This window comes from Borrelia hermsii DAH (genome assembly GCF_023035675.1).
Lineage (GTDB): Bacteria > Spirochaetota > Spirochaetia > Borreliales > Borreliaceae > Borrelia > Borrelia hermsii.
Genome location: NZ_CP073136.1, coordinates 774,694 through 801,376, shown reverse-complemented (window position 1 = coordinate 801,376; position 26,683 = coordinate 774,694). Strand labels below are relative to the sequence as shown.

The window sequence follows — 26,683 nt, the reverse complement described above, 5'->3', positions numbered from 1 at the left end:
TCAAAAAAGTCTTGGTGCAAATTTTTCTAAAAAACAATTTTTACAAGTTTTACTACGTGATGTACAAATATCTCTTGCATGTCTATTAATAGCCATAGAAAATCTATATTGTTTATCAGCAGGTATTTTACTCTTTAAATCTAATTCAATTTCTAAAGGTGTTCTCTTAAAGGTAATCCCATGCCTGATAACAACCCTACTAAAATGAGTATCTACAATTATAGCCGGCTTATTATAAATAACTCCAAGAATAACATTAGCGGTTTTTCTACCTACTCCTGGCAAAGATACAAGATCAAAAATATTATTTGGAATAATACCTTTAAATTTTTCTAAAATCATTCGTGCACAATTTATAATATACTTAGATTTATTTGAATAAAATCCTAACTTATAAATCAATTGCTTAACATCTATCAAATCAGCATTTGCCAAACTTTCAAAATCTCCATATCTTTTAAAAAACTTAGGTGCAATTTTATTAACCATATTATCAGTTGTCCTTGCACTCAAAATTACCATTATCAAAAGCTCATAATTATTTCTAAAAGTTAAAAAAGGTTTAACATCTGGATATCTAGATAAAGTTTCATCTACAATTAAATCAATATTAAGCATAAAATAATTATAAAACATCCATAATTATAACAAAACATAAGTAATAATATTTTTATTGACAAGGTTTTTTCAACATGATATACTCAATTTTAGGCTCAAAAGCGCCAATAGCTCAACTGGACAGAGCAACAGACTTCTAATCTGTAGGTTTTAGGTTCGAGTCCTAATTGGCGCGTAATTTTTTCGGGACATGGCCTAGCGGCTAAGGCACCTGCTTTGGGAGCAGGGGATCGTGAGTTCGAATCTCACTGTCCCGACTGTTTCTATAATATAAAGGAAGAACAAAATTTTGTTCTTCCTTTTCTAATTACTTAAACACTATTTAATCAAAAAAATAATTTAAGACACTTTTTTCAAAGTATTTAGATCCAAAGTAATAAGCTTTTTAGATGCATCTTGCAAATAAACATGACCTGCATCAACAGTAAAGCTTGTAAATGGCAAAACTTCATCTTCTGATAGAATAAATTCACTTAAATCCTTTGAAGAAAACTTTGCTAATTTCCAAACATTATTATCCTTAACAACCACCAAAATCATTTTTGAATCAACATAAAGAGAAGAATCTCTACTTAACTCAAAATCTGCTTCAGATTCAACTTTTAAATTTTCTGCTTTATTAAGCAACTGAAGCTTTGCAATACCTGAACAAAGTTTTATAGCTACAAAATCATCTTTTCTCTCATAAACCCCATACCTCCTAATACCATACCTAGAAGCCTCTTCCAATTGGCCTCCATCCGAGTCAATTAACCTAAGAACTCCCAAATTCGTATTGGGATTTAGAACCTCTAAAAACATAGGTTTATGTATAGGTTTTTGATTTTCAGTTTCAAGGGGTAATTTATCTACACCTTCAGATTGATCTGATTGCTTTCTAAAAGCTAAAGGCTTAGCAGGCAAACGTCGAGATTGATTGTTTACAACACTAGGAATATTTTTAGAAATATCAGCAGTAGCTCTCTTGGGTTGTTTTTTCAACTCAGAAGCTGACTTTAATTTTTCATCCTTCTTTAATAAACTTACTTCCCTAGGTTTTGGCAAATTATTATCTCTCTTCCCTTTATTAATACCTTCCTGCACCTTATCTTCAGCTGCATCCCTTTGCCCATCTAACCGCCTCTGCAGCTCCTTAGGCCCATCTGTCTTATCCTTTAAAGCATCTCGCTTAACTAGCTTATCATCGATTTGCTTCTTAATTATTTCCTTCTCGGCATCATCTGTAGCTCTCTTAAGCTGGTTTTTTAATTCAGAAGCTGACTTTAATTTTTCATCCTTCTTTAATAAATTTACTTCCCTAGGTTTTGGCAAATTATTATCTCTCTTCCCTTTATTAATACCTTCCTGCACCTTATCTTCAGCTGCATCCCTTTGCCCATCTAACCGCCTCTGCAGCTCCTTAGGCCCATCTGTCTTATCCTTTAAAGCATCTCGCTTAACTAGCTTATCATCGATTTGCTTCTTAATTATTTCCTTCTCGGCATCATCTGTAGCTCTCTTAAGCTGGTTTTTTAATTCAGAAGCTGACTTTAATTTTTCATCCTTCTTTAATAAATTTACTTCCCTAGGTTTTGGCAAATTATTATCTCTCTTCCCTTTATTAATACCTTCCTGCACCTTATCTTCAGCTGCATCCCTTTGCCCATCTAACCGCCTCTGCAGCTCCTTAGGCCCATCTGTCTTATCCTTTAAAGCATCTCGCTTAACTAGCTTATCATCGATTTGCTTCTTAATTATTTCCTTCTCAGCATCATCTGTAGCTCTCTCAAGCTGCTCTTCCAAATCTTCAATAGTTTCAATTAATTGCAATTTCTCATCTACTTTTGGAGAACTTATTGCCCCAGGCTTTGGTAAATTCTTATCTCTGTTCCCTTTATCAATACTTTCTTGAACTTTATCTTTAACTGCATCCCTTTGCCTATCTAATTTCTCCTGCGAACTATCTAATTTCTTCTGTGACTTTTTAAGCCCATCTGTCTTATCCTTTAAAGCATCTCTCTTAACTGTCTTATCATCAATTTGCTTCTTAATGCCTTCCTTCTCAGCATCATCTGTAGCTCTCTCAAGTTGTTCTCTTAAGTTATCAATAGTCTCGGTTAATTCATCATCAATGCTTTTCAAAGTAGCAGACTCAATATCAATTTTTTCCTGATCAACATCACGAATTTCATCCTGAACATCAGTTAAATCTCTTGCAAAGTCAGTACCAACTTCCTCATTTTCACTTAAAAGAGAGATTACTACCTTATCTGTAACGATTTTGTCAAGATCAACATCTGATTCAATGTTTCCTGATAAAATATTTCTCTTAAGAGGAACAAAAATATAAGTCTTTCCAGCCCATTGGCTATAAACTCTTGAAAGTCCTACATTATGCTTACTTAAACCCTCAAGGGCAGGCTGAATATAAGCATCACTATAATAATCCAAATCACCTCGATAAGTAGCATTATATATTGTAATAGCTTTAGCAAGTAATTCTGCACTCTCTTTACTGTAATTAAAACCTTCCATCAAATATCCTGTAAGTATCCTTCTAAGATTTAAAATACTATCAAGAGAAGAACTCTCACCAATAATAAAAACATCTGAACTACTCTTTTCACTCTCACTGTCAATGTACCTATTAACATAATACTTACTATAATAGTTAGATTTGTTATTAGTTAAATTCTTAGCTAAAAACTCACCAATACCTACTATTTGCAGGTACGTATCTGTAGAATCATAAGGACCCCGATAGTTAACAAATTCAAGATCCATATTAACAAAATCCTTCAACTTCTTCTTATCTACTTCTCTAGCATGAAAAGTAAAAATATTTAAAAAGATAAATAAAAAATTAAAAAGTATCCATATTCTTTTCATAACAAAATTCTCTCCTAGTTTCCTAGTTAATTATAAACCTTATTATTAACTAAATCGGCATAAATTAAACATCAATCTTAACTTACTATAAGATGTATTCAATAAATAATAACATAAAATTAGCAACAAAATAAATCAAAGAGATACAATAATTTCATTAATACATTGATTAATTTTTTCAGAAAAATTTTGACGTCTTACAAATTTCAAAAGAGTTAAATATTTACTTCTATATCTCTTAAGATTATCCTCTGTAGAATTCAAAATTATCTTGCGCAAGCTTAAAAGAACAGCATATGCTATCTCTAAATTACCCTGATAATTTAATATTACATACTGAATATAATTATATACAAGCTCATCTTGCCCATAATAATATTCAAATCCAGCAATACTGTTAACTAATTGAATTACATTATTAATATCCTTTTCTTCAATTGCCATATTGATAAAACTCTTAACCGAGGCTGCATCATCAACATACATAAAATATTTATAAAGCTGCCCCCTTTGAGCTATTCTATCAACTCCATTTTTTGGAGCAAGCCAATTATTAATAGCTTTTCTATATAAATTCAAATATTTTTTAGGGAAACTACCATATTTCATTACCAAAGAATCTAGAACACTTAAAAACTTATTATAAACCTTTCTATTGTATGTAGAATTCAACATTTCATCAAGAGCCAAATAAATATCCTCATGATCTACTAAAGATTTTTCTCTAAAATCTATCCTATTTTGATGATATCTATTACCTAATGTATGATTCCAAACAATAAAATCAAGCTCATCTTTATATTCATAATAATAAGTAGTTAGTATCCAATTAAATCCACCAGTAGCAATCATTCCAACATTAGATACAAGACCCGATATTTCCTTAATATCATCATACCTATCAACTGGTTTGAAATATTCATCAAGAGCTAAAACACCATTTGACTCCATAACAATAAAAAGATTTTTATTATCATAAAGCACGGCTTCCTTAAGTTTTAAAGGTAAATTCTCAGAAAACATGAGATCAAAGTTCCTACTTAAATTAAAAAAAATCCCAATATCAGAGACTGCAATATATTCCCCATTAAACTTCTCAAATAAAAAATTAATAGGATAGTTTAAACTAATAGAACCTAACATATCGCCAAAATCACTATCATACACAACAACATCTCCAGATTGACATCCAACCACTATTTCATTATTAGTACTTATCATTAATGCATTGGGAAAAGACATAAGCTCAGTGCTCCATATTTGCTCTCCCTCAGAATTAAAAGCAAACATTTTATAATTTTCATTTGCAATATAAAAATTGCCATTCTCAAGAACAACAGAAGAAGTTGCTGCCTTCCCTTCTATATTTGCCTCAAAAACCTTTTGACCATCACCAAGTCTTAAAGCAATAACTTTTCCATCAGCCTGAGGAATTAAAATATAACCATTCCCTATTGAAGGAGCTTTTATAGGCGGGACACCTAAATTATACCTCCATATAAGCTTTCCTCTTCTAATCTTTTGTACTTCATTACGTCCTGTAATAACATAATATCCACTACCAAAATCCTTTAAAAGGAAGGGATATGGGGTTCGATCTAGCCTATAAGAATACTTTTTATTTAAAGACACAGTATAAGTTACCAACCACCTATCCTTTGTTAACACCGTAATAGTATTACGTCTCTCATCAAGAATAGGATTTCCTAAAACCTGCCCTGTTAAAGCTTTCTGGAAATAAAGATTAACATCTGCTGAAAGGGAAAAACAAGCACCTAAAAATATAAAAATACAAACATTTACCTTCAAAACCACAAACATCCTGTAATGGTTAAACATATAATCAAAGTTTCAAGCTGGTATGTCCTTCATAAAGCTTATCTCTTAATTCTTTGACTTTAGAATCATCAATATACTCTGAAAAAGTCATAAAACGATCAATTATTCCATTAGGTGTAAACTCAATAATCCGATTAGCAATCGTATCAATAAATTGATGGTCATGAGATGTGAATAACACAACTCCTTTAAAATCTTGAAGACCGGTATTTAAAGATGTAATCGCCTCAAGATCTAAATGATTAGTTGGTTGATCTAATAATAATACATTAGCCCCACTAAGCATTATCTTTGAAAGCATACATCTTACCTTTTCACCCCCTGATAGGACATTAACTTTTTTTAAAGCTTCATCTTGACTAAAAAGCATTCGTCCCAAAAATCCCCTAATATAAGTTTCATCCTGCTCTTTTGAATACTGCCTTAACCAATCTACCAAACTTAAATCCACACTAAAATATTGCTCATTATCCTTCTTAAAGTACGCAAAATTAACAGTAGCACCCCATTCATAATGACCCTTATAATCTCTATCTTCATTGGTAATTACATCAAAAAGAGAACTTGCTGAGATTGGACTGCCTAAAAAGACAACCTTTTGCCCAGGTTCTATTACAATGCTAAACTTATTTAAAATATGTTGTCCTTCAAATTCCTTGCTCAGATTTTTAATTGTAATAACATTTTTCCCAAGGTCTCTTTCACTCTTAAAGTTAACATAAGGAAACTTCCTTGAAGACGGTTTTAGATCTTCAATTCTAATCTTATCAATTAATTTCTTTCTTGAAGTCGCTTGTCTAGATTTCGATGCATTACTTGAAAATCTTTGAATAAAAGTTTTAAGTTCCGCTATTTTCTCTTCAGATCTTTTCTTGGCATCTTTGAGTTGTTTATTAAGAATTTGACTAGTTTCATACCAAAAATCATAGTTACCAAGATAAACTTGAATTTTTCCATAATCAATATCAACAATATGAGTACAAACTTGATTTAAAAAGTGTCTATCATGTGACACAACAATAACTGTATTTTCAAAATTAATTAAAAATTCTTCCAGCCACTTAATCGATTGAATATCAAGATTATTAGTAGGCTCATCAAGAAGTAATATATCAGGCTCTCCAAAAAGAGCTTGTGCTAAGAGTACCCTTACTTTTAAAGCCGCATCAATATCTCTCATCAAACTAGAATGAACCGACTCTTCTATACCAAGCCCTTTAAGAAGGACTGCGGCATTAGACTCAGCCTCATAACCTCCAAGTTCTGCAAACTCAGCCTCAAGTTCTCCAGCCCTAATTCCATCCTCATCACTAAAATCAGGTTTTTCATAAATTAAATCTTTTTCCCTTTGCACAGCATAAAGCTTTTTGTGGCCCATGATCACAGTATCAATAACCCTGAAATCATCATAAGCAAATTGATTTTGCTCAAGCACAGCCATTCTTTGATTCTTCGCAACTGCGACCTCACCCTTGCTAGGTTCAATCGTTCCGCCTAAAACTTTCAAAAATGTACTCTTCCCTGCACCATTAGCCCCAATTATCCCATAACAATTTCCAGAAGAAAATTTAACATTAACATCTTTAAATAAAACTCTCTCCCCAAATGCAACTTCTAAATTACTTACTGCTATCAAACTACTTTTCCACCTAAACTTGATATTATTATTAAAAGAATTATCTTTAAAATTAAATGAAGTTTCAAGTATTATCTAAATATATTGACTTAATACTTCACTTTTCGTATATTTATATTATCAAATTAAGGAGATGTTTGAAAATGAAAAATATTAAACCTTTAGCTGATAGAGTTTTAATAAAAATAAAAGAAGCCGAAAGTAAAACAACTTCAGGACTATATATACCAGAGAATGCAAAAGAGAAAACAAACATTGGAACAGTCATAGCTATTGGCTCTAACAAAGAAGACATTACTGTTAAAGTTGGAGACACAGTGCTTTATGAAAAGTATGCTGGTGCTGCTGTAAGGATTGAAGATAAGGAACACTTAATTCTAAAAGCAAAAGAAATTATAGCCATTATAGAAGAATAAAGGTTAAGAGAAACTAAAATTAAGCTTTAGTTTCTCTTAAAAGGCAAAACCTTAAAACTTATCGATTTACATCCTGTTATCCTAGTCAAACAAATTAAATTCAGGTTAATACATGAGAATAATAATATTGCTTTTAAAAGCAGTAATTTTTTAATTTAATTTTCCTAAATAAAAAATTATTCCATATTTATGCATACGTAAAATAAAGAATGGATAAATTAATATTTCAAGGTAAAACTATATATTCAAGTAAATTTGGGGATATCTATTATGATCCGCAATACGGACTTGAAGAGAGTATTTATGTATTCATCAAAGGCTGTGACCTAGATAAAGAACTTGTGAATCTACAAAGTATAACAATTGCGGAATTAGGATTTGGAACTGGGCTTAATTTCATAGCTCTTTTAAAACATTTAACAGAAAATAACCTCAAAACAAAAATTAATTACTACTCAATTGAAAAATTCCCACTTAAAAAAGAGCAAATCAAAAAAATATCACAATTTTTTATCAAAGATATACACTATTTTAAGATATTGCTTAAAAAATACCCCAACACACCAATGAAGAACATAAAATACCAAATAACAAACAATATTAATCTGAAAATCTTAGTTGGAGATGCTAGGGAAAAACTTAAAGAACTACCAAAATACATAGATTACTGGTTTTTAGACGGGTTTAGTCCAAACAAAAATCCCAAAATGTGGAATAAGGAAATATTTACCATAATCTCAGAAAAGAGCAAAATTGGAACAAAACTTTCAACATTCTCTGCAGCAAGAATTGTAAAAGATGGATTAAAACTAGCCAATTTTAATTACTATCGAATAAAAGGATTCAACAATAAAAGACATATGCTAAAAGCACAAAAGGAACAATAAATTTATTCAAAGAGGGCAAAAATGTGAATTTTTTAAAACAGTTCTGCATGACTAACACAAAAAACTATCCCAATAACCTAAATACTAGAAATACTTTACATAAATACAATATAGCTAAAAGCAATATTATCTTAACTTAAGAAGATTACTACTATCTCCTTAAGTTATCAATATAATTGTTGATTTTTGAAATAAAAGAATCAAATTCTTCTAATTTTGACTTCTCGAGATCAATAATCTCACCAGGAGCATTTAATAAAAAATCTTGATTTTGAAGCTTTTTCAAAGTTGCATGTTTAAGTCGCTCATATTTTTCTAGTTGTTTACTAAGCCCTGCAAGCTCTTTATCAGTATCTATTAAATTCTTAATATCTGCAAAACTTTCAAAGTCAACATTAGGAACACCTATCATATTGTCATAATTTTCATTGTAAAAAATGCAATCAAAGTTAATCAGTTTCTTTGCAATATGTTCATGCTCCTTAAAATATTTCTCGTATTTAAAAGTATTACCAAATTTCAAAGCAACATTAATCTTAATATTAGGAACTATACCAAATTCACTCCTAAGAGTTCTTATTGATACAATAAATTCTTTCAATAAATTAAACCGATGAAACTCTTCCTTAAAATCTCTTTGGCTAATAAACTCAGGATACTTTTCTAAAGCTAATACATCTTTCAAAGACATAAGCTTAGAATAAATCTCTTCAGTAATAAAGGGTATAAAGGGATGCATAATGCGTAAAGATTCTTTCAAGAAAAAAACTAACTTAGAAATAATCATATTCTGAAGATTAATATCATCACTATTTAAATTAATTTTACTAATTTCAATGTACCAATCACAAAAATCATTCCAAAAGAACTCATATACTGCTTTAGTAGCCTCATTATACTTATAATTTTTAAAAGCCCAATCTAGAATGGCAACAGTTGAATTTAAACTCGTAAGTAACCATTTATCGATATCATCTAACTCTAACCTGTCTAATACTACCCTACCCTCTAAATTTGATAAAATAAATTTAGAAGCATTAAATACTTTATTTGAAAATTTAGCTCCAAACATAAAATCTTTAGTATCAATATTCAAATCCTGACCTTGTACAGATAAAAATGCAAGAGTAAAACGCAAAGCATCACTTCCATACTGATCGATAATTTCAAGAGGATCTATACCATTACCTAAAGATTTTGACATTTTTTTACCCTTTTTGTCTCTTAAAAGGGGTGTTATATATATATCTTTAAAAGGAACTTGACCTGTAAACTCAAGCCCTGCCATTACCATTCTTGCTACCCAGAAAAATATTATGTCATAAGCAGTAATCAAAGTATTTGTAGGATAATAATTTTTAAAATCAAGAGTAATCTCTGGCCAACCAAGAGAAGAAAATGGCCATAACCAAGAAGAAAACCAAGTATCAAGTACATCTGGATCTCTAACAAAACTTCTCTCCTTATGCTCTTCACTTAATGAGGGATCAGACTCACTAACAATAATTTCTCCTGTCTTAACATCATACCAGGCAGGAATTCTGTGCCCCCAAACCAACTGTCTAGATATACACCAATCTTTAATATTTAATAACCAATGTTTATATGTATTCTCCCACTTTTTAGGATAAAATTTAATCTCACCGTTTATTAAAGCTTTTAAAGCAGCATCAGCTAAAGGTTTCATTCTTACAAACCACTGATTAGATAAATAAGGCTCAATGATCTCTCCAGATCTATGACAATACCCAACCTGATGTTTATGACTCTTAACATCTATTAAGAATCCTTGGTCTTTTAAATCCCTTTCTATCTTGCTCCTTGCAGCACTAACACTTAAGCCTTGATACTCAATTGGAACATTCTCGTTTAGTTTTGCATCCTTAGTTAAAATATTTATCTTAGCAAGATCATGTCTTTTTGCAATTTCAAAGTCATTAGGATCATGAACAGGTGTTATTTTTAAAGCACCACTACCAAATTCCATATCAACATAACTATCTGCTATTATCTTAATCTTTCTATTTACAATAGGAACTGTAACGTCTCTACCAATTAAAGATTTATACCGATCATCATTAGGATTAACAGCAACAGCCACATCTCCAAAAATTGTCTCAGGTCTAGTCGTTGCAACTTCGATAAAAGTATCATCATCTAATAAATATTTAATAAAATAAATCTTGCCAATAACCTCTTTGTACTCAACCTCTTCATCACTAACAACACTTCCAGACCCAGGATCAAGGTTTACAAGATATTCTCCCTTATAAATTAATCCCTTATTATATAAATCAATAAAAACCTTATTAACAGCTTGAGAAAGCCCAGCATCAAGAGTAAATCTCTCCCTAGAATGATCATAAGAAGCCCCAAGCTTTTCTATTTGATTAACAATTATTTCTCTATGTTTATTCTTTAATTTAAAAATTTCTTCAACAAATTCTTCACGACTAAAATCATCTTTACTTTTTCCAAAATCTTTAAGCTGTTTTTCAAAAACTGCTTGGGTTGCAATTCCAGCATGATCCGTTCCAAAAAGCCAAAGGGTATTAGCACCCTGCATTCTCTTATAACGAACAAGGATATCTTGTAAAGTAAAATTAAGGGCATGTCCCATATGAAGAATGCCTGTAACATTTGGAGGGGGTGCTACCATGCTAAATCTCGACTCAATCCCATCATTAGGACTAAATACACCATTATCTAGCCATTTTTGATAAATTTTATCTTCAAAAACTTTAGGATTATAATTTTTTGAAAGTTCATCGCTCATTGCTTAAGCTCATCTCCTATATCCATTCGACTTAGATTTTCAAAAAGCTCATCATAATTACTTGAATTCATAATATTATAAAAATACTCGCTATGTCTTTCATCTTCATTAAAATAAATTTTGAAGTATTTCTTAAGTTTATTAAAATCCTTAGTAAGACTCCAAGTAGAATGAAAATCTGTTATATGCAATTTTAATATATTTAATCTATAATTTAAATTATTACTCAAAAAGTTTGACAAACCTTTTCTAAATAAGTTTAAATTCCTAAAAATCCCACAACCAAACATTACTCCATCAATAGAATACTCCCTTACAATCTGATGTGCTTGCTCTAGACTTAAAATACCTCCATTGCCAATAATTAATGCAGAAGGATTGATTTGATCCCTCAGCTTAACAAGCTCATGAAACACAGCAACATCTATAGGCCCTTCACTCTGATTAACAGCAAGCCTGGGATGCACAATCAACATATCAATGCCTAGTTCCAGTAAAAATCCTAACCAATCTTCAACCTCAGAATAAAAAAACCCATGTCTTGTCTTAACACTAAGAGGCAATCCAAATTTCAAACACGCCTCTTTACTTGCCATAATTATTTCACGGGCCAAAGATTTATTGTTAATTAAAGCGGAACAAACTCCCTTTTTAACTATTTTTTTCTTAGGGCAACCCATATTAAGGTCAATACCCCAAAATCCCAAATTACTTAAAATTTCTATTGCCTTAAAAAATTCATCAGGCTCCTTTCCCCAAATTTGAGCAATCAATGGTCGATTAAGTTCATCATTTTTTGTCAAAATATGTTGCATTGACTGCTTTGATTTATTTAAAAGTCCTTTTACGGAAATAAATTCGGTAAAATAAATATCAGGCACATCCTTTCCATTCCCTATCAAATGAATTAAATTTCTAAAAACAGTATCTGTGACATCTTCCATTGGGGCCAAAATCATAATGGGACGACTCATATTACTTAAAAAATTCATAAAATAAATATATAATAAGACAACATTATGGTAAAGAAATGCACAAAATGAATTTCAAAGAAATCAGTATGCCTTACAAGGGAATAAAAAACTTTTCAATATTAACTAAAGATGACTCTAAGAGCATATTAAAAATCAATAAAGGCATAATAATTTTTTCTAATAACTTTTATTATTACAAAAATACCCAACATCGCAATAAACAACCACATAAACTTTACGGAAAAATCCCTTGACTAGAAACAATAATGATAATTTGGAGCAAGATTTCAAGCAGAGCTTGGTTCATAGCAATTCAAAATTAAAGGAATTTACAAAAAATATTTATAAAAATATCTTTAGGGAAGAAATTAAAAAAAATGTTTACTCCGCGGTCTTAGGTCTAGTAATCACAACAATATCTAGGACAAACTTTTTTAAGACAATAAGTGCAAAATTAACTGAAACGTCAACAATGCCTGAAATACGTGGTAAAGTATACCTCAAAATGAATACAGCAATAATTTCAAATATCATAAATATGAAAAAAATGCAAAAAGAATCTTTAAATCATAAGAAAGTTAAAATAAATTCAGCAAAATACATAAAAATTTACAAAATTATTAACAAGGATACTTACTAAAATTGAAATTAATTGAATACATACTCAAACAAGCAGAATTAAACATCAAAGGCTTTGTAAAAAGGAATACACAATTAAGAATGATAAAAAAAATAAGCAAAGCCTTTGAAAATGAAAATTTTTTAGTCATTGAAGCACCAACAGGAACTGGGAAAAGCCTTGCCTACTTAATTGCGGCTATTGATTTCATTCAAAAAACACAAGAAAAAGTAATAATATCAACAGCATCTATCAATCTTCAAGAACAACTCATTAAAAAAGATATCGAGACATTAGAAAAACTCATTCCTTTTAAAATGAGATTTGGGGTAATTAAAGGAATGAGAAACTATCTCTGCCTTCGCCGTCTAGAAGAACTTGAAAAAAACCTTTTAACATATACATTTAATAAAAAACATTTAGAAGCACTAATCTACTGGACACAAAATACAAAAACAGGCGATAGAGATGAACTCCATTTTATAGATGAACAAATCTGGGAAGAAGTATCAGCAAGCCCTGAAACATGTTCAGGCATTACCTGCCCTGACGAAAATAAATGTTTTTTTAAAAAGGCAAGAAAAAAAATATTAGAATGCGATATTATCATAACCAATCATCATTTACTTCTAAATGATCTCTACATAAAAAATGAGATATTAACAGAAAAAGAAAATTATGAAAATGGCTCTGAAAAAAATTATGAAGAGATTAATTTAATCTTGCCTAATGTAAAAAATATAATAATCGATGAAGCTCATTATTTAGAAGAAGCTGCAAGAACCCTATTTAGCAAGAATTTTTCAAGAATTGGAATAAAACAAATTTTTACAAAAATAGATAAAATCATAAAAAAACAAAACATAAACGGTGCATACAAGAAAAACTTTGAAATTGAAACAATGCTAAGCTTTGAAAATGTTGAATATATAATAAAAATACAAAAAGATTTCCCATCAATTTATAGAATTACCAATGATACACACAAAACAGATTTTTATATACGAATTAAAACACACTTACAAAATATCATATATAATCTAGAAAATTATAAAGTATCCATTACATCAATAATACAAAATATGGAAAATAAAACAGCAAAAATTGAACTAGAGAGATTAATTAAAAATATAGAGTATAAAGAATCATTAATTAAAAATTTCATCTCTGAAAATCAATATGATAATTTTTGTTTTTGGATAGAAAATAAAAAAAATATACCTATATTTAAAACATCAGGGATTTATTTAGGTCCTGAACTAAACAAAATTATGTATAAACGAGTAAAAAGGATAATTTTTACTTCAGCTACTCTCATGATCAATCAATCATTCTCATATTTTATAAATCAAACGGGACTAAACTTAATCAATCAAGACATAGAAATGGAAAAGTTACCATACTCTTTTCCCTATAAAGAAAAATCAATACTAACAGTTACATCAGATATTGAAGACCCTAATAAAGCAGAAGAATTTTTAAATCAATCAATACAGTATATTAAAGAGCTAGTGATATTAAACAAAGGGGGGACTTTAATTCTTTTAACCTCATTTAAAAGTTTAGAATACATAGGAAAAAACATTAAAGATTTCCTACGTGAAAATAACATAAACCTTTTCATACAAGGAGAATTGCCAAAACATGAACTCATAAATTCTTTCAAAAAATCACCAAAAAAAAGCGTACTTATAGGCATGAAAAACTTTTGGGAAGGAATTGACATTAAAGGAGATAAATTAACAATGGTTATAATTCCAAAATTACCATTTCAAACTCCCTCAGATCCAATTTTGATAGCAAAAAACGCATTGGCTACAAAATCAAATGAAAATTTTTTCACACAAGAAACACTGCCACAAGCAATAATGAAATTCAAACAAGGATTTGGAAGATTGATTAGAGATTCAAAAGACTATGGCATTATAGTATGCTTTGATAAAAGAATTTTTGAGAAAACTTATGGCAAATTATTCCTACAATCCCTACCTGAAATAAAGACTTATTACTTAAACTTTGAAAATATCAAACACACAATAAATACATTTTTTAAAGAGATAGAGCAAAATACTAATCTATAGAAATACTATCTCCTGGAATCTTAGTCTTTCTTACCAAAATATCCTGATATCCTGTGGATTTAATAAGTTCAACATTCTTATGAACATCATCAGCATAAGTAGGAATAAACACTGTAAAAAAAGGTCCATGGGAATTCACTAAAACATTAAGTCCAGCTTTTTGAAGTATTTTATAAGCTCTTTGAGCATAATCCTTAATCTTATAAGAACCAACTTGTATATAGAAATCTGGTTCCTTAGTTGAATTATCTAAAAGCTTTTCTGCAACCTCAGAGTGATCTTTATCTAAAGCAACATCCCTCTCCAATTTTGAAGCAGAAACAACAGAATCAGACTTAGAAGAATTTTCACCATTAACAGTTTTTCTAGACTCTTGCGTTACAGCTTTTTTTTCACTCAATTGTTCTAATACTTCAATTTTTACAGGAGCAACACCTATTCCTAAAAAATCTAGCTTTTCAGCAGCAGATTTTGATAAATCAATTATTCGATCTTTTCTAAAAGGACCCCTATCATTAATTCTTACAACAACTGTCCTATTATTAAGTAAATTAGTAACTCTTACAACAGTATTAAATGGAAGTTCCTTGTGAGCAGCCGTAAGAGCTGTCATGTCAAATTTTTCACCATTAGCAGTAGGCTTACCATGAAAAGCTTCCCCATACCATGAAGCAAGCCCTACAGTAGCACTGTGCAATTGAGTAGCGGTAAAAAATAAAAATAAAAATCCAAATCTAAAGCTAGTACCCATAAGGCTAAACAAACTTACCATACCACATATTATACCATATTGCATATTACAAGATAAAGAAAGCTTAAGACTTATAACATAAAATCACTCAAACTAAGTTAACCTAAATTGTTTATTTGCAATTTTTTTGCTTTAATAAATAAGTAAGCAAAATCCATAGGAAATGACATCAATGAAAACAGAGATCATAGAACAATCAGAGATAGAAAAAGCGGCAAAATTTATAAGAACAGGAGAATTAGTAGTATTTCCTACAGAAACAGTATATGGAATTGGGGCTAATGCATACAATGATGACGCTGTACGAATGATTTTTCTAGTAAAGAAGCGCCCTATCACAAATCCTTTAATAGTGCATGTTGAATCAATAGAAAAGATAAATGAACTTGTCGAACATATACCAAAAAGTGCACTAATTCTAATGCAAAAATTCACTCCAGGCCCCCTAACATTTATACTAAAGAATGCAGGTAAAATATCCAACCTCATAAGCGGGGGACTTGAGAGCATAGCAGTCAGAATACCATCAGAACCTGTAGCTTTAAAGTTAATAAAAATAAGCGGAGTTCCAATAGCAGCACCATCAGCAAATTTGTCAAGACGTCCCAGCGCCACTAATTTTAAAATGGCAATCAAAGAACTTGACGGTCTAGTTAAGGGAATCATCAAAAAAAATGAAGAGTCAAAAATTGGCATAGAATCAACCGTTATAGGATTCGATCTTAAAGGAAATATATCAATACTAAGACCAGGCTCAATCACAAAAGAAATGATAGAGAGAGAACTTAAGGGGGAATTTAGAGTCGAATATTCAGTAGGAAAGGAAATGCTCTCTAAATCACCTGGAAACTTACTAGAACATTACAGACCACGAATCCCTGTTTATCTATTTAAGCAAAAAGATAATATAAGATGCTATGCCTCAAGGCAAGATACAAAAGTACTCATTACGAGAGATACTTTTAAATCATACTGGTTTAACGGATTTTGGAATATGAATAATATTTGTGTTTTTAACACATTAGAAGAATATGCAAAAAACATTTACAAAGTATTTGTAGAATCTGAGAAAGAATATAAACAAATACTTGCTGAATTTGTGGATAACAATCAACTTGGATACTCAATTAATAATAGACTTAAGAAAGCCAGTCTGAATAAATTTATTTTTTAAAAGCAATACAACATATACATTAAATTTAACTATCCAATAGTTCCAAATATTTAAGGGCAATAGGATCACTTGAATCATATTCAAGAACTATTTCAAAATATTCTCTAGCCTCTTTACTGCGCTCCATCTTTAAATGAAGAATTCCAAGATTTGAAATAATTTTGATATTATCAGGTTCAAGCTTTAAAGCTTTAAGTAAATACTCAAGACTATCATTAAACTCAACAAGTTCCATAAAACAGATTGCAAGCTCGTTCATAGCATCGACATTCTTAGAATCAATAGACAAAACTTTAAGAAAAGCATCTTTTGCCTCAGAGTAAAACCCCTTTCTTCTATATCCCCATCCAAGCAAGAACCAAGCATTCCAAGAACCTTCATGATATTCTAAAAGTTTAACAAGTTCAGAAATAGCTTCATCTTCCTTTGATAAAATTATCAAATCATATATTCTCTCAAGATTTAAGGCTAAACTTTTATGAACTCCTATAGCATCTAAAACCTCACTTACCTTACTTTTTAATTTTAAATTATTAGAAATTCTCAAATAATGCCTAAGCAATTCTTGTGCCCTGTCTAATTTGTATTGTTTAACAAAGAAAAAACCAGCATTTGCAAACACATTTTCATTTGGACTTTCAAGTTCTAAAAGTCTCTCATAAATCTTTAAAGCATTTTGATTACTAGTCATAGCCTCTACATTTTGATCAACCCTTAAGAAGTTTTCAGCCATTTTCTCATATAATAATGCCAAATTAGAAAGAAGAACCTCATTCTCACCATCAATACCTTTTAATGCCAAAAAAATCTCAAGAGCCAAGTTGTAATCGCCCTCATCAATCTTAGTAAGTCCAACATGAATAAGCATATTAACAATATTCGGATTTAAAGCTAATAGAAGCTTTTTATAATAAGGGAAATTAACATTACCTTGATCATAAGCTGAGATCTTAAGAATTGCAGACATAACAGCCTCAAAATTAAGTTCATCTTGAGAAAAATGTTGAACATCACCAACCTCGACAGGTAAAAGTATCTTAGGATCAAATATAAAATCTTTAATTTGACTTGTAAAATCTTCTGGAAGAGAAATATAAACAATATTTTTAAGCATAAATCCCCTAATTAAAATAATCATGGATTAACATAGTATAAGCAAGGGGAATCTTTTCCTCGCAGAATGCAACACCTAAAGCTAAAACCTTACCATTAGGAGTTTGAATAACACTCAAATTTCTTGCCTTACCCACAATAGATACTTCCTTGTCTGCAATATCAAAACTTAAAGTTAAATCAGGATTACTCTCATCCATTCCCTCATAATCAAAATAAGATATTAAAAGTGCACCTCCATAAGACATATCTTTAATCAAGCATTTATGCTTAACGCCATTAACTTTAATAAAAGCTTTATCAGAACTAAGATTAAGTTTTCTAATTGAATCCTTATCAATAATAATACGCTCATGAATTCTTTGATTCTGTCCAAGCTTCAAATCAAGCAATTTGCCAATTTTAACTGCAACCTCTTCTGAGAGGGGAGATAAAAAATCTAGAGTCAGCAAATTATACTCCTTATCTTGAACGGAATAAGAAGATGTATTTACCAACTTAACGACTAAAGAAGGAATAAAAAAAGAATTATCACCAACATTATCAAAGCTCTTAAGCTGAATATTGCCTGAATTTCCATTTTGTGCCAAAACAGGTAAAACTTTATCATCCTGTAAAATAAGCTTAATAGCACTCATAGAAATAGAATAGATTACACCACTTGCTACATAAGTACCAACTCTCATTTCAACAGAATTTCTAATATTAAGGAAACTGTTGATTTCAGTACTCATCTTAATTTCTTTACCCTTATACTTAACTTCATAATCTTTTATTTTTCGAGACAAAAACATAAACCTCTCCTTTGAAATCTAACAAACATGTTGAAATTGATATTCAGGAAAATTAAAGCAATAAAATTCAAAAATTTTAAGTTATGCATACACTTTAAAATAATTCTATCCCAAAATCTTAGATACAACCAATAGTTAGTAACTTATTCAGCATAATATATAGAAATCAAATTCATATTCAAATAAAATCAAAATGCAAAACCAATTGCATAAACAAAAACTTTTAAAAAAACCTCAAGAAAAAAACTCTTATTTAAGTTACTAGTCGCACGTAATTCTCACTTATCAATAAAAACAATACTTATGAAATATAGGATTCCATATTTTTCATTCCTTTCCAATTTGCATTACAGAATCCACGTAGTACATATAAGAAGGAATTATAACAATATTTTCACATTAATAACAACTCATGAAAAATGTCAATTTTGATATATTTATAGTATAATTATGTTAGAAGGACATAATTTGAAAAGGATTAACTTTAGTAAAAAAGATAACATACTCATTTATCTAACATATTTTACTATTAGTTTCTCTATTATTTTGCTATCAATTACGATAGCTGAAACTATAAACATTCAAAGAGATAAAAAATTTGGTGACGTAAACCCTGCTATACCGTCAAAACTTTTTGACACCAATGGCAGGATAATAACACAATTTATATCTGATGAGAATAGAGAACTACTCTCTTTAAGAGAAATGCCTAATAACTTAATAAATACACTTTTAATACGCGAAGATCTTAGCTTTTTCTTCCACAGAGGCTTCTCACTCATGGGCATTTTGAGAGCTGCTTTTAATATTGCTCTTGGAAGATATTTCTCAGGGGGAAGTACTTTAACGCAACAATTAGCAAAGCTTCTCTATACCAACCAAGCAAAACGATCGATCTTAAGGAAACTAAATGAAATTTGGTGGGCCATACAACTTGAAAAAAAACTATCAAAATATGAAATACTTGAGAAATATCTAAATAAAGTCTATTTTGGAAACGGAAATTACGGAGTGGTAGCAGCTTCAAAATTCTTTTTCAACAAAAGAGTCAAAGATATTAACACTGCAGAAGCTGTTTTAATGATTATACAACTACCAAACGCAAAACTTTATTCACCATTTTATAATCCAGAATTCGCTAAAAAAATACAAAAGGCAGTATTAAATCAAGTATCATCTAATGGAATTATAAGTCCTGAACTAGCTGAGGCAGAATTTAATGAGTACTGGGCAAACTACGACTGGACTCGTATGGCAGATACATCAGCTATCTCTGATAAAGAGGATCATGCACCTTATTTCTCAGAATACATAAGACAAAGAATAACTAAACATCTCCCAGCCGGAGCAAACATATACAAAGACGGATACTCAATATACACAACACTTGATCTTAATGCGCAAAAATATGCAAATGAAGTTACTCAAGAAATGATTACAAAAGCAAGAAAAATGTATAATTCTACCAAATCATCTGAGACGCTAATAATTAACTCGGAAATAGTGCCAGTAATTGATACAATATCTGATTTGCTTGGAATAAGAAGCACCAGAGTAAACGGCAGACAATATAAAAAATTAAGAACAAGAAAATTTTACGAGGATAATATTGATTTAATTGCAAGCTTTGCAGCAATATTAGGTATTGATAAAATAGACAAAGCAACAAGAGAATACACAATTAACAATACAACAAATCCAAATTTAATTGTACAACCAGAAGGTGCATTCATAGCACTAGATACCGCAACAGGAGCAATTAAAGCAATGGTTGGGGGAAGTGGATATAGAAAGGGAAGCGAATTTAACAGAGCAACTCAAGCAAAAATACAACCTGGGAGTGCATTTAAAGCCTTATACTTCTCAGCAGCTATTGATCTGAAAAAAATAACAGCTGCAACAATGTTTTCAGATTCTCCAGTAGCCTTTTTCAATCAAGAAGGAGAAGTTTATGCCCCTGAGAACTACGGAGGAAAATGGAGAGGAAATGTATTAACACGTAAAGCACTAGCTTTATCTTTAAATATTCCCTCTCTTAGAATACTCGACATATTAGGATTTGAAAATGCAATTAAATATTCTGCTAAATTATTAGGAATAAAAGATCAAAATGAAATAAACAAAACTTTTCCTAAAGTATATCCCCTTGCGCTCGGTGTCATATCAACATCTCCCATACAAATGGCAAGAGCATTCGCAATTTTGGGAAATAATGGCAAAGAAATAGAACCATATGGAATTAAATACATTGAAGATAGGAACGGAAAAGTAATAGCAAATGTAGAATCTGAAACACTAACAGCAATCAAAAACAAAGGAGCTAATGCACAAATAATATCTCCTCAAACTGCCTATATTATGACAGACATGATGAAATCAACAATACAATACGGAACATTAGCAAATCAAAGATATACAAACCTTAAAGACTTCAAATCTGACATTGCAGGAAAATCAGGAACCACTCAAAACTGGGCCGACGGATGGGCAATAGGATATTCACCCTACATAACAACAGCTTTGTGGGTTGGCTTCGATAAAAAGGGATATTCATTAGGAACTGCTGGAACAGGAACAGGCATTGCTGGTCCTAGCTGGGGCAAATTTATGGCAGAATACCATAAGCACTTACCTAAAAAAGTCTTCATAAGACCTAAAGGAATAGTCAATGTGCAAGTACAATCAGAAACAGGACTATTACCAGAAGGAGTACCTAATGAAACAACAATAAATGAAATATTCATTGCAGGTACTCAACCATTCGAAAAGTCAAGATACTACGAAAATAAATCTGAATTTTTAAACAAAATGGAATTTAATGTTTATGGAATTGATAAAATAGATGACAATGATGAATTAAACATTGAGATTAATGAATTTGAATATCTTATGGATGACTTTAACCAACTAAATGAAATAGACAATAAAATAGAACCTGAGAATGATATCAATGAAACTAACAATAGTAATCCAGATAGTAATTTAGAAACTGAGAATAATAAAGCAAATGTGAATCATGATATGCCAGATATAAGAATAGACAATACTATCAATAACACAAGGACAGATGATAATATTGATATAGACGATAATATTAATATAGACTATAATATTGATACAGATGATACGGATAAAAATAATACAGATAAAGACAACAATACAGAAATTAAAGAAAATGAACATAAAGATAATACAGATAAAGAAAGCTCTATTACTGATTACAATGAACAAATTGATGAAAATGAGCAAAAAGATGTAAATGGAGACAATATTCAATTGGATTAATAAGTATGTTAATAGATTTAGAACAAATAAAAATTAAAAGACGAATCAGACAAAATGTAGGAGATACCACAACTCTTAAAGAAAGTATCAAAAAACATGGTTTAATTTATCCAATAATAATAGATAAAAATAAAAATCTAGTAGCTGGTTTTAGAAGATATCAAGTATTAAAAGAACTTGGGTATAAAGAAGTCGATGTCAAAGTAATCCCCATAGAAGATAAAAAAACTCTACTCGAAATTGAACTAGATGAGAACAATGCCAGAAAATCATTTACAAAAAGTGAAGCAGAGACAGGAGAAGAGCAATTAAAAAATTATTCAGAAAAAAATATAATTATAAGATTATTAAATCTTATAACATTTAAAATAAAAAAAATCTTTAAAAGAAAAAAATAAAATTTAAATATACAAAAACTGTTGAGGATATTTTATGCTTAAATACATTAACCTTAATAAACTTAAAAATTTTCAAGAATTAAAACAAACCAATCCCGAAGAACTAAAGAAGACTCTAAGCGAAGACAGAATAAAAGAATATGATATCAAGATAGAAGGACATCACGTACATTATAATTACGCTACAAAACAAATTAACGAAAATCACCTAAGAATATTTCAAAATTTAAGCGATGAAGCAAATCTAATAGAAAAATATAAAGAAATCATTGATGGTAAAAATATTAACATCAGCGAAAACAGAAAAGTTTTACACCATTTGACAAGAGGACAACTTGGCATAGAAGTCACAGAAAATAATGAAAATATGAGAAAATTTTTTGAAAGCGAGCTTAAAAGAATTTTTGAATTTGCAAAACAAGTCCAAAACGGCACAATTAAGAGCACAAGTGGAAGAGTATTTAAGAATGTGGTACAAATCGGAATTGGCGGATCGAGTCTTGGCCCAAAAGCGCTATACACCGCAATTAAAAATTATGCTAAGAAAAAAAATTTACATCTGATGAAAGCCTATTTTATTTCAAATGTTGACCCAGATGAATCAGAAGAAATCTTAAGTAAAATAGACCTTCAAGAAACCCTATTTATTATAGTATCAAAAAGCGGAACCACGCTAGAGACAGCATCTAATATGCAATTTTTAATTAAAAAATTAAAAGATAATGGAATCAAAGAATACCAAAAACAGATTATAATCATTACCTCAAAGGGAAGTATGCTAGCACTTGAACAGGGATATCTTGAATACTTCTTTATGCATGATTCAATTGGTGGAAGATTTTCACCAACATCGGCTGTTGGACTTACCCTAATTACTCTTTGCTTCACAGAAAACGTTACAAAAGAAATATTGAAAGGAGCTTATGAGGTTGATAAAAAAGCATTAAATAAAAATATAAAAGAAAATGCTCCTCTCCTAGCAGCACTAATTAGTATATACGAAAGTAATATCCTCAACTACAGCAGTAACTGTATTATTGCATATTCAAAAGCAATGGAAAACTTCTATCTTCATCTGCAGCAACTTGAAATGGAAAGCAATGGAAAAAGTGTAAACAGGTTTGGAGAAAAAATTGATTATAAAACAGTAAGAATAATTTGGGGGGGAATTGGAACAGATGTTCAACATTCATTCTTTCAAATGCTTCATCAAGGAACAGAGATAGTACCAATGGATTTCATAGGTTTTAGTGAGTCTCAACTAAAACAGGATATCACTCTAGAGGGAACATCAAACAATAATAAGCTAAAAGCAAATTTAATAGCCCAAATAATAGCATTATCTTGCGGCAAAGAAGATACAAATAAAAATAAAAACTTTAAAGGTGAGAGACCTTCTGCATTAATATATTCAAAAGAGCTTACACCTTATACAATAGGTGCAATACTATCCCACTATGAAAACAAGGTAATGTTTGAAGGATTCTTACTAAATATAAATTCATTCGACCAAGAAGGAGTTCAACTTGGCAAAGTCATTGCAACTAAAATTTTGAAGAACAATGACTTAAAAGACGGCATAATAAGCTCTTATGATAGCCTACTTTGATAATAAAAAAGTAACAAAGTTAATTCATAAGTACTTAACTATGATTCAAAATACTATGTACATTCAAATTTACAAAAAAGGGGCAAAAGGATGGACACAACAATAATATACACACTAATAAATATTATAATCATGCTTATATTAATAGGATTTCTATATTTTCTACATAAAAAACACATCTCATTTACAAAAAGACTATTGATAGCCCTAGGATTAGGAATAGTCTTTGGTATAACTATGAAATATTGTTATGAACCAGAATCAACAATATTAAAAGAGAGTATTCAGTGGATTAATATCTTAGGCATAGGATATGTAAGACTTATTAAAATGATGGTAATACCACTCATACTTGTTTCAATAATATCGGCAATAGTAAAACTAACAAATAGCCAGGACATTTGGAAAATGAGTTTATCTGTAATATTCATGCTTGTATTCACAGCAGGAATTGCTGCAATAATTGGAATTTGTACATCTCTCTCCTTTAAATTAACAGCAGAAGGACTCCAACCTGGAGTAGATGAAATTACACGAGGCAAAAAACTAAATCAAGGTCTTGAACGCCTACAGGAAACCCCAATTACACAAAAACTATCAGAAATTATCCCTGAGAATATATTCTCAGATATGACAGGAGCAAGGCCAAACTCAACAATTGGAATAGTAATATTTGCTGCCTTAGTAGGAATCGTTGCTCTTAGGGTTGCCAAAAAAAACCCAGAATCAATAGAAGTTTTTAAACAAATAATATCCACAGCACAAGATTTAACCTCAGGAATGATAATGTTAATTTTAAAGTTAACACCTTATGCCATATTAGCAATGATTACAAAAATATCAGCAACAAGTGATATTTCAAGTATCATGAAACTTGGAAAATTTGCACTTGCATCTTATATTGCTATTGGTATTACAATTTTAATGCACATGTCACTAATTGCACTTAACAGGCTAAATCCAATTATCTTCATTAAAAAAGCATGGCCAGTCTTAACATTTGCATTCATATCTCGTTCTAGCGCAGCAACAATACCTGTTAATGTAGAAGTACAAACTAAACAATTAGGAGTCAGTGAGGGCATTGCAAATCTCTCAAGTGCATTTGGAACATCCATTGGACAAAATGGCTGCGCAGCTCTCCATCCTGCCATGCTAGCAATAATGATTGCTCCTACCCAAGGAATAAACCCAACAGAACCTTTATTCCTACTCCAACTTATAGGATTAATAATAATAACCTCATTTGGAGCAGCTGGAGCTGGAGGAGGTGCAACAATATCCTCTTTAATGGTTCTCTCATCAATGAACCTACCCGTTGAACTCGTTGGGCTACTAATATCTATTGAACCTTTAATTGACATGGGTAGAACATCTGTTAATGTAAGCGGCGCAATGATTGCAGGAATAATAACAGCCAAAAACCTTAATCAATTAGACATAAATATTTATAATAATCAAAACGAAATAGAAAAATAAGGGATTCTATGAAAATAATAATTATTGGCGGAACTGCTGCAGGAACTAGCGCTGCTGCAAAAGCCAAACGAACAAATAAAGGATTAAATATCACTATTTATGAGAAAACAAATACTACATCTTTTGGGGCTTGCGGACTACCATATTTCATTGGTGGCTTCTTTGATGAACCAAACAACATGATAGCTAGAACACCTGAGGAATTTGCACAAAATGGAATATCAGTATTCACTGAACATGAGGTCATTAAAGTCGACATAAAAAATAATACCCTTAAGGTAAAAAACCTTAAAACACAACAGATATTCAATGATACTTATGATAAATTAATGATTGCAACGGGAGGAAATCCTATCATTCCTCCAATTAGCAATATTCAACTAAATAACTTTTATACTCTAAGAAATATGAAAGACGGACAGGAAATAAGAGAACTTTTCAAGAAAAAAGACATAAAAAACATAGTAATAATAGGAGCTGGATATATTGGAATTGAAATGATCGAGGCTGCTAAAACTTTAGACAAAAATATAAGAATAATCCAACTAGACAAACGAATACTAACCGAATCATTCGATAAAGAAATAACTAATATAATGGAAGAAGAACTAATAAAAAACAATGTTTTACTCCACACAGATGAATTTGCAAAAAGCTTAATAGGAAAAGAAAAAGTTGAAGGAATTATTACAAATAAATCCGAATATAAGGCAGATCTTGTAATTCTCTCTACAGGAATAAAACCTGCTACTGAATTCTTAGAAGGTCAACTTGAGACCTTAAAAAATGGTGCAATAATTATCAATGAATATGGCGAAACCAGTGCAGAAAACATTTTCTCTGCAGGAGATTGCGCTACAGTTTACAATATTATAAGCAAGAAAAATGATTACATTCCCCTTGCAACAACAGCTAACAAATTAGGAAAGGTAATTGGTGAAAATCTAGCAGGAAGGCGCGTTCCTTTTAAAGGAACGCTAGGATCTGCGTCTATTAAAGTCCTATCTCTTGAAGCAGCCAGAACTGGTCTTACAGAAGAGGCCGCTTTAAGGCTTGGAATTAAATATAAAACAATATTTATAAAAGATAAAAATCATACAAATTATTATCCAAATCAAGAAGATTTGTATATTAAACTGATATACAATAAAGAAACAAAAGAAATCATTGGGGCACAAATAATTGGTAAAAATGGAGCTGCAACAAGAATGCACGCACTATCCCTTGCTGTTTATTCAAAACTTACAACAAATGAACTTGGAATGATGGATTTCGCATATTCTCCACCATTCTCAAAAACTTGGGATGCATTAAATATTGCGGGCAATGCAGCAAAATAACTAAAAGAAAAATAAAAGAAAACTTA

Annotated in this window: 19 protein-coding genes and 2 tRNA genes; 12 read left to right on the top strand and 9 right to left on the bottom strand. The window is 30.5% G+C overall.

Going from position 1 to position 26,683, the window contains the following annotated elements; genetic code table 11:
• A complete protein-coding gene (locus tag bhDAH_RS03805; protein WP_012422494.1) occupies window positions 1-636 on the bottom strand; it encodes an endonuclease III domain-containing protein in 636 nt (211 codons plus the stop codon).
• Window positions 637-719: 83 nt separating this feature from the next.
• On the opposite strand from bhDAH_RS03805, the gene bhDAH_RS03800 reads away from it, so the two are divergent.
• Together bhDAH_RS03800 and bhDAH_RS03795 are read left to right on the top strand one after the other, a co-directional pair.
• Window positions 720-793 (top strand) — tRNA-Arg (locus bhDAH_RS03800).
• A gap of 9 nt (window positions 794-802) precedes the next feature.
• Window positions 803-875: transfer RNA gene (locus bhDAH_RS03795), tRNA-Pro, on the top strand.
• 82 nt (window positions 876-957) lie between these two features.
• Here the strand turns inward: bhDAH_RS03795 and bhDAH_RS03790 are convergent.
• The 3 genes from bhDAH_RS03790 to bhDAH_RS03780 form a co-directional block, all read right to left on the bottom strand.
• Entirely contained in the window at window positions 958-3,486 is a 2,529-nt protein-coding gene (locus bhDAH_RS03790; RefSeq protein ID WP_012422493.1) for a P83/100 family protein, read from the bottom strand.
• Between the two features lie 135 nt (window positions 3,487-3,621).
• Window positions 3,622-5,307, bottom strand: a complete 1,686-nt coding sequence (locus bhDAH_RS03785) for an outer membrane protein assembly factor BamB family protein (RefSeq protein ID WP_043924496.1) — start codon at window positions 5,305-5,307, stop codon at window positions 3,622-3,624.
• 22 nt (window positions 5,308-5,329) lie between these two features.
• Window positions 5,330-6,961, bottom strand: coding sequence for an ABC-F family ATP-binding cassette domain-containing protein (locus tag bhDAH_RS03780; RefSeq protein WP_012422491.1), 1,632 nt, complete (start codon window positions 6,959-6,961; stop codon window positions 5,330-5,332).
• A 143-nt stretch (window positions 6,962-7,104) separates the two neighbouring features.
• Here bhDAH_RS03780 and groES point away from each other — a divergent pair, with 143 nt between their 5' ends.
• The gene (gene groES / locus bhDAH_RS03775) at window positions 7,105-7,377 is read left to right on the top strand and encodes a co-chaperone GroES (RefSeq protein WP_025400044.1); all 273 of its coding nucleotides are present in this window, start codon (window positions 7,105-7,107) and stop codon (window positions 7,375-7,377) included.
• Between the two features lie 209 nt (window positions 7,378-7,586).
• Window positions 7,587-8,264, top strand: coding sequence for a tRNA (5-methylaminomethyl-2-thiouridine)(34)-methyltransferase MnmC2 (gene mnmC2 / locus bhDAH_RS03770; RefSeq protein ID WP_012422489.1), 678 nt, complete (start codon window positions 7,587-7,589; stop codon window positions 8,262-8,264).
• Between the two features lie 151 nt (window positions 8,265-8,415).
• Here the strand turns inward: mnmC2 and valS are convergent, their stop codons facing one another.
• Both valS and bhDAH_RS03760 read right to left on the bottom strand, forming a co-directional pair.
• Window positions 8,416-11,040: a valine--tRNA ligase gene (valS, locus tag bhDAH_RS03765; protein ID WP_012422488.1), complete on the bottom strand. Its 2,625-nt coding sequence runs from the start codon at window positions 11,038-11,040 to the stop codon at window positions 8,416-8,418.
• Window positions 11,037-12,032: a tRNA dihydrouridine synthase gene (locus bhDAH_RS03760; protein ID WP_012422487.1), complete on the bottom strand. Its 996-nt coding sequence runs from the start codon at window positions 12,030-12,032 to the stop codon at window positions 11,037-11,039. The genes valS and bhDAH_RS03760 overlap by 4 nt, the downstream gene beginning before the upstream one ends.
• Before the next feature lie 232 nt (window positions 12,033-12,264).
• Here bhDAH_RS03760 and bhDAH_RS03755 point away from each other — a divergent pair, with 232 nt between their 5' ends.
• Together bhDAH_RS03755 and bhDAH_RS03750 are read left to right on the top strand one after the other, a co-directional pair.
• A complete protein-coding gene (locus bhDAH_RS03755) occupies window positions 12,265-12,654 on the top strand; it encodes a hypothetical protein (protein ID WP_012422486.1) in 390 nt (129 codons plus the stop codon).
• A 2-nt stretch (window positions 12,655-12,656) separates the two neighbouring features.
• The gene (locus tag bhDAH_RS03750; protein WP_012422485.1) at window positions 12,657-14,714 is read left to right on the top strand and encodes an ATP-dependent DNA helicase; all 2,058 of its coding nucleotides are present in this window, start codon (window positions 12,657-12,659) and stop codon (window positions 14,712-14,714) included.
• Here bhDAH_RS03750 and bhDAH_RS03745 read toward each other — a convergent pair.
• Window positions 14,704-15,486 (bottom strand): septal ring lytic transglycosylase RlpA family protein, encoded by a 783-nt coding sequence (locus bhDAH_RS03745; protein WP_043924494.1) that lies wholly within the window; start codon window positions 15,484-15,486, stop codon window positions 14,704-14,706. The genes bhDAH_RS03750 and bhDAH_RS03745 overlap by 11 nt on opposite strands.
• Before the next feature lie 151 nt (window positions 15,487-15,637).
• Here bhDAH_RS03745 and bhDAH_RS03740 point away from each other — a divergent pair, with 151 nt between their 5' ends.
• Window positions 15,638-16,639, top strand: a complete 1,002-nt coding sequence (locus bhDAH_RS03740) for an L-threonylcarbamoyladenylate synthase (RefSeq protein WP_043924493.1) — start codon at window positions 15,638-15,640, stop codon at window positions 16,637-16,639.
• A 25-nt stretch (window positions 16,640-16,664) separates the two neighbouring features.
• Here bhDAH_RS03740 and bhDAH_RS03735 read toward each other — a convergent pair whose 3' ends face one another.
• Window positions 16,665-17,753, bottom strand: a complete 1,089-nt coding sequence (locus bhDAH_RS03735) for a tetratricopeptide repeat protein (protein WP_226285641.1) — start codon at window positions 17,751-17,753, stop codon at window positions 16,665-16,667.
• Between the two features lie 7 nt (window positions 17,754-17,760).
• A complete protein-coding gene (gene plzA, locus bhDAH_RS03730; protein WP_012422481.1) occupies window positions 17,761-18,546 on the bottom strand; it encodes a c-di-GMP-binding receptor PlzA in 786 nt (261 codons plus the stop codon).
• Between the two features lie 450 nt (window positions 18,547-18,996).
• Between plzA and bhDAH_RS03725 the strand changes: the two genes are divergently transcribed.
• From bhDAH_RS03725 to bhDAH_RS03705, 5 genes are all read left to right on the top strand, one after another.
• Window positions 18,997-21,831, top strand: coding sequence for a penicillin-binding protein 1A (locus tag bhDAH_RS03725; protein ID WP_012422480.1), 2,835 nt, complete (start codon window positions 18,997-18,999; stop codon window positions 21,829-21,831).
• 5 nt (window positions 21,832-21,836) lie between these two features.
• The gene (locus tag bhDAH_RS03720) at window positions 21,837-22,229 is read left to right on the top strand and encodes a ParB N-terminal domain-containing protein (RefSeq protein ID WP_012422479.1); all 393 of its coding nucleotides are present in this window, start codon (window positions 21,837-21,839) and stop codon (window positions 22,227-22,229) included.
• Window positions 22,230-22,263: 34 nt separating this feature from the next.
• Window positions 22,264-23,838, top strand: coding sequence for a glucose-6-phosphate isomerase (locus tag bhDAH_RS03715; protein ID WP_012422478.1), 1,575 nt, complete (start codon window positions 22,264-22,266; stop codon window positions 23,836-23,838).
• A 90-nt stretch (window positions 23,839-23,928) separates the two neighbouring features.
• Window positions 23,929-25,317, top strand: a complete 1,389-nt coding sequence (locus bhDAH_RS03710; RefSeq protein WP_012422477.1) for an L-cystine transporter — start codon at window positions 23,929-23,931, stop codon at window positions 25,315-25,317.
• 8 nt (window positions 25,318-25,325) lie between these two features.
• A complete protein-coding gene (locus bhDAH_RS03705; RefSeq protein WP_012422476.1) occupies window positions 25,326-26,657 on the top strand; it encodes a CoA-disulfide reductase in 1,332 nt (443 codons plus the stop codon).
• The last annotated feature ends 26 nt before the right edge of the window (window positions 26,658-26,683 follow it).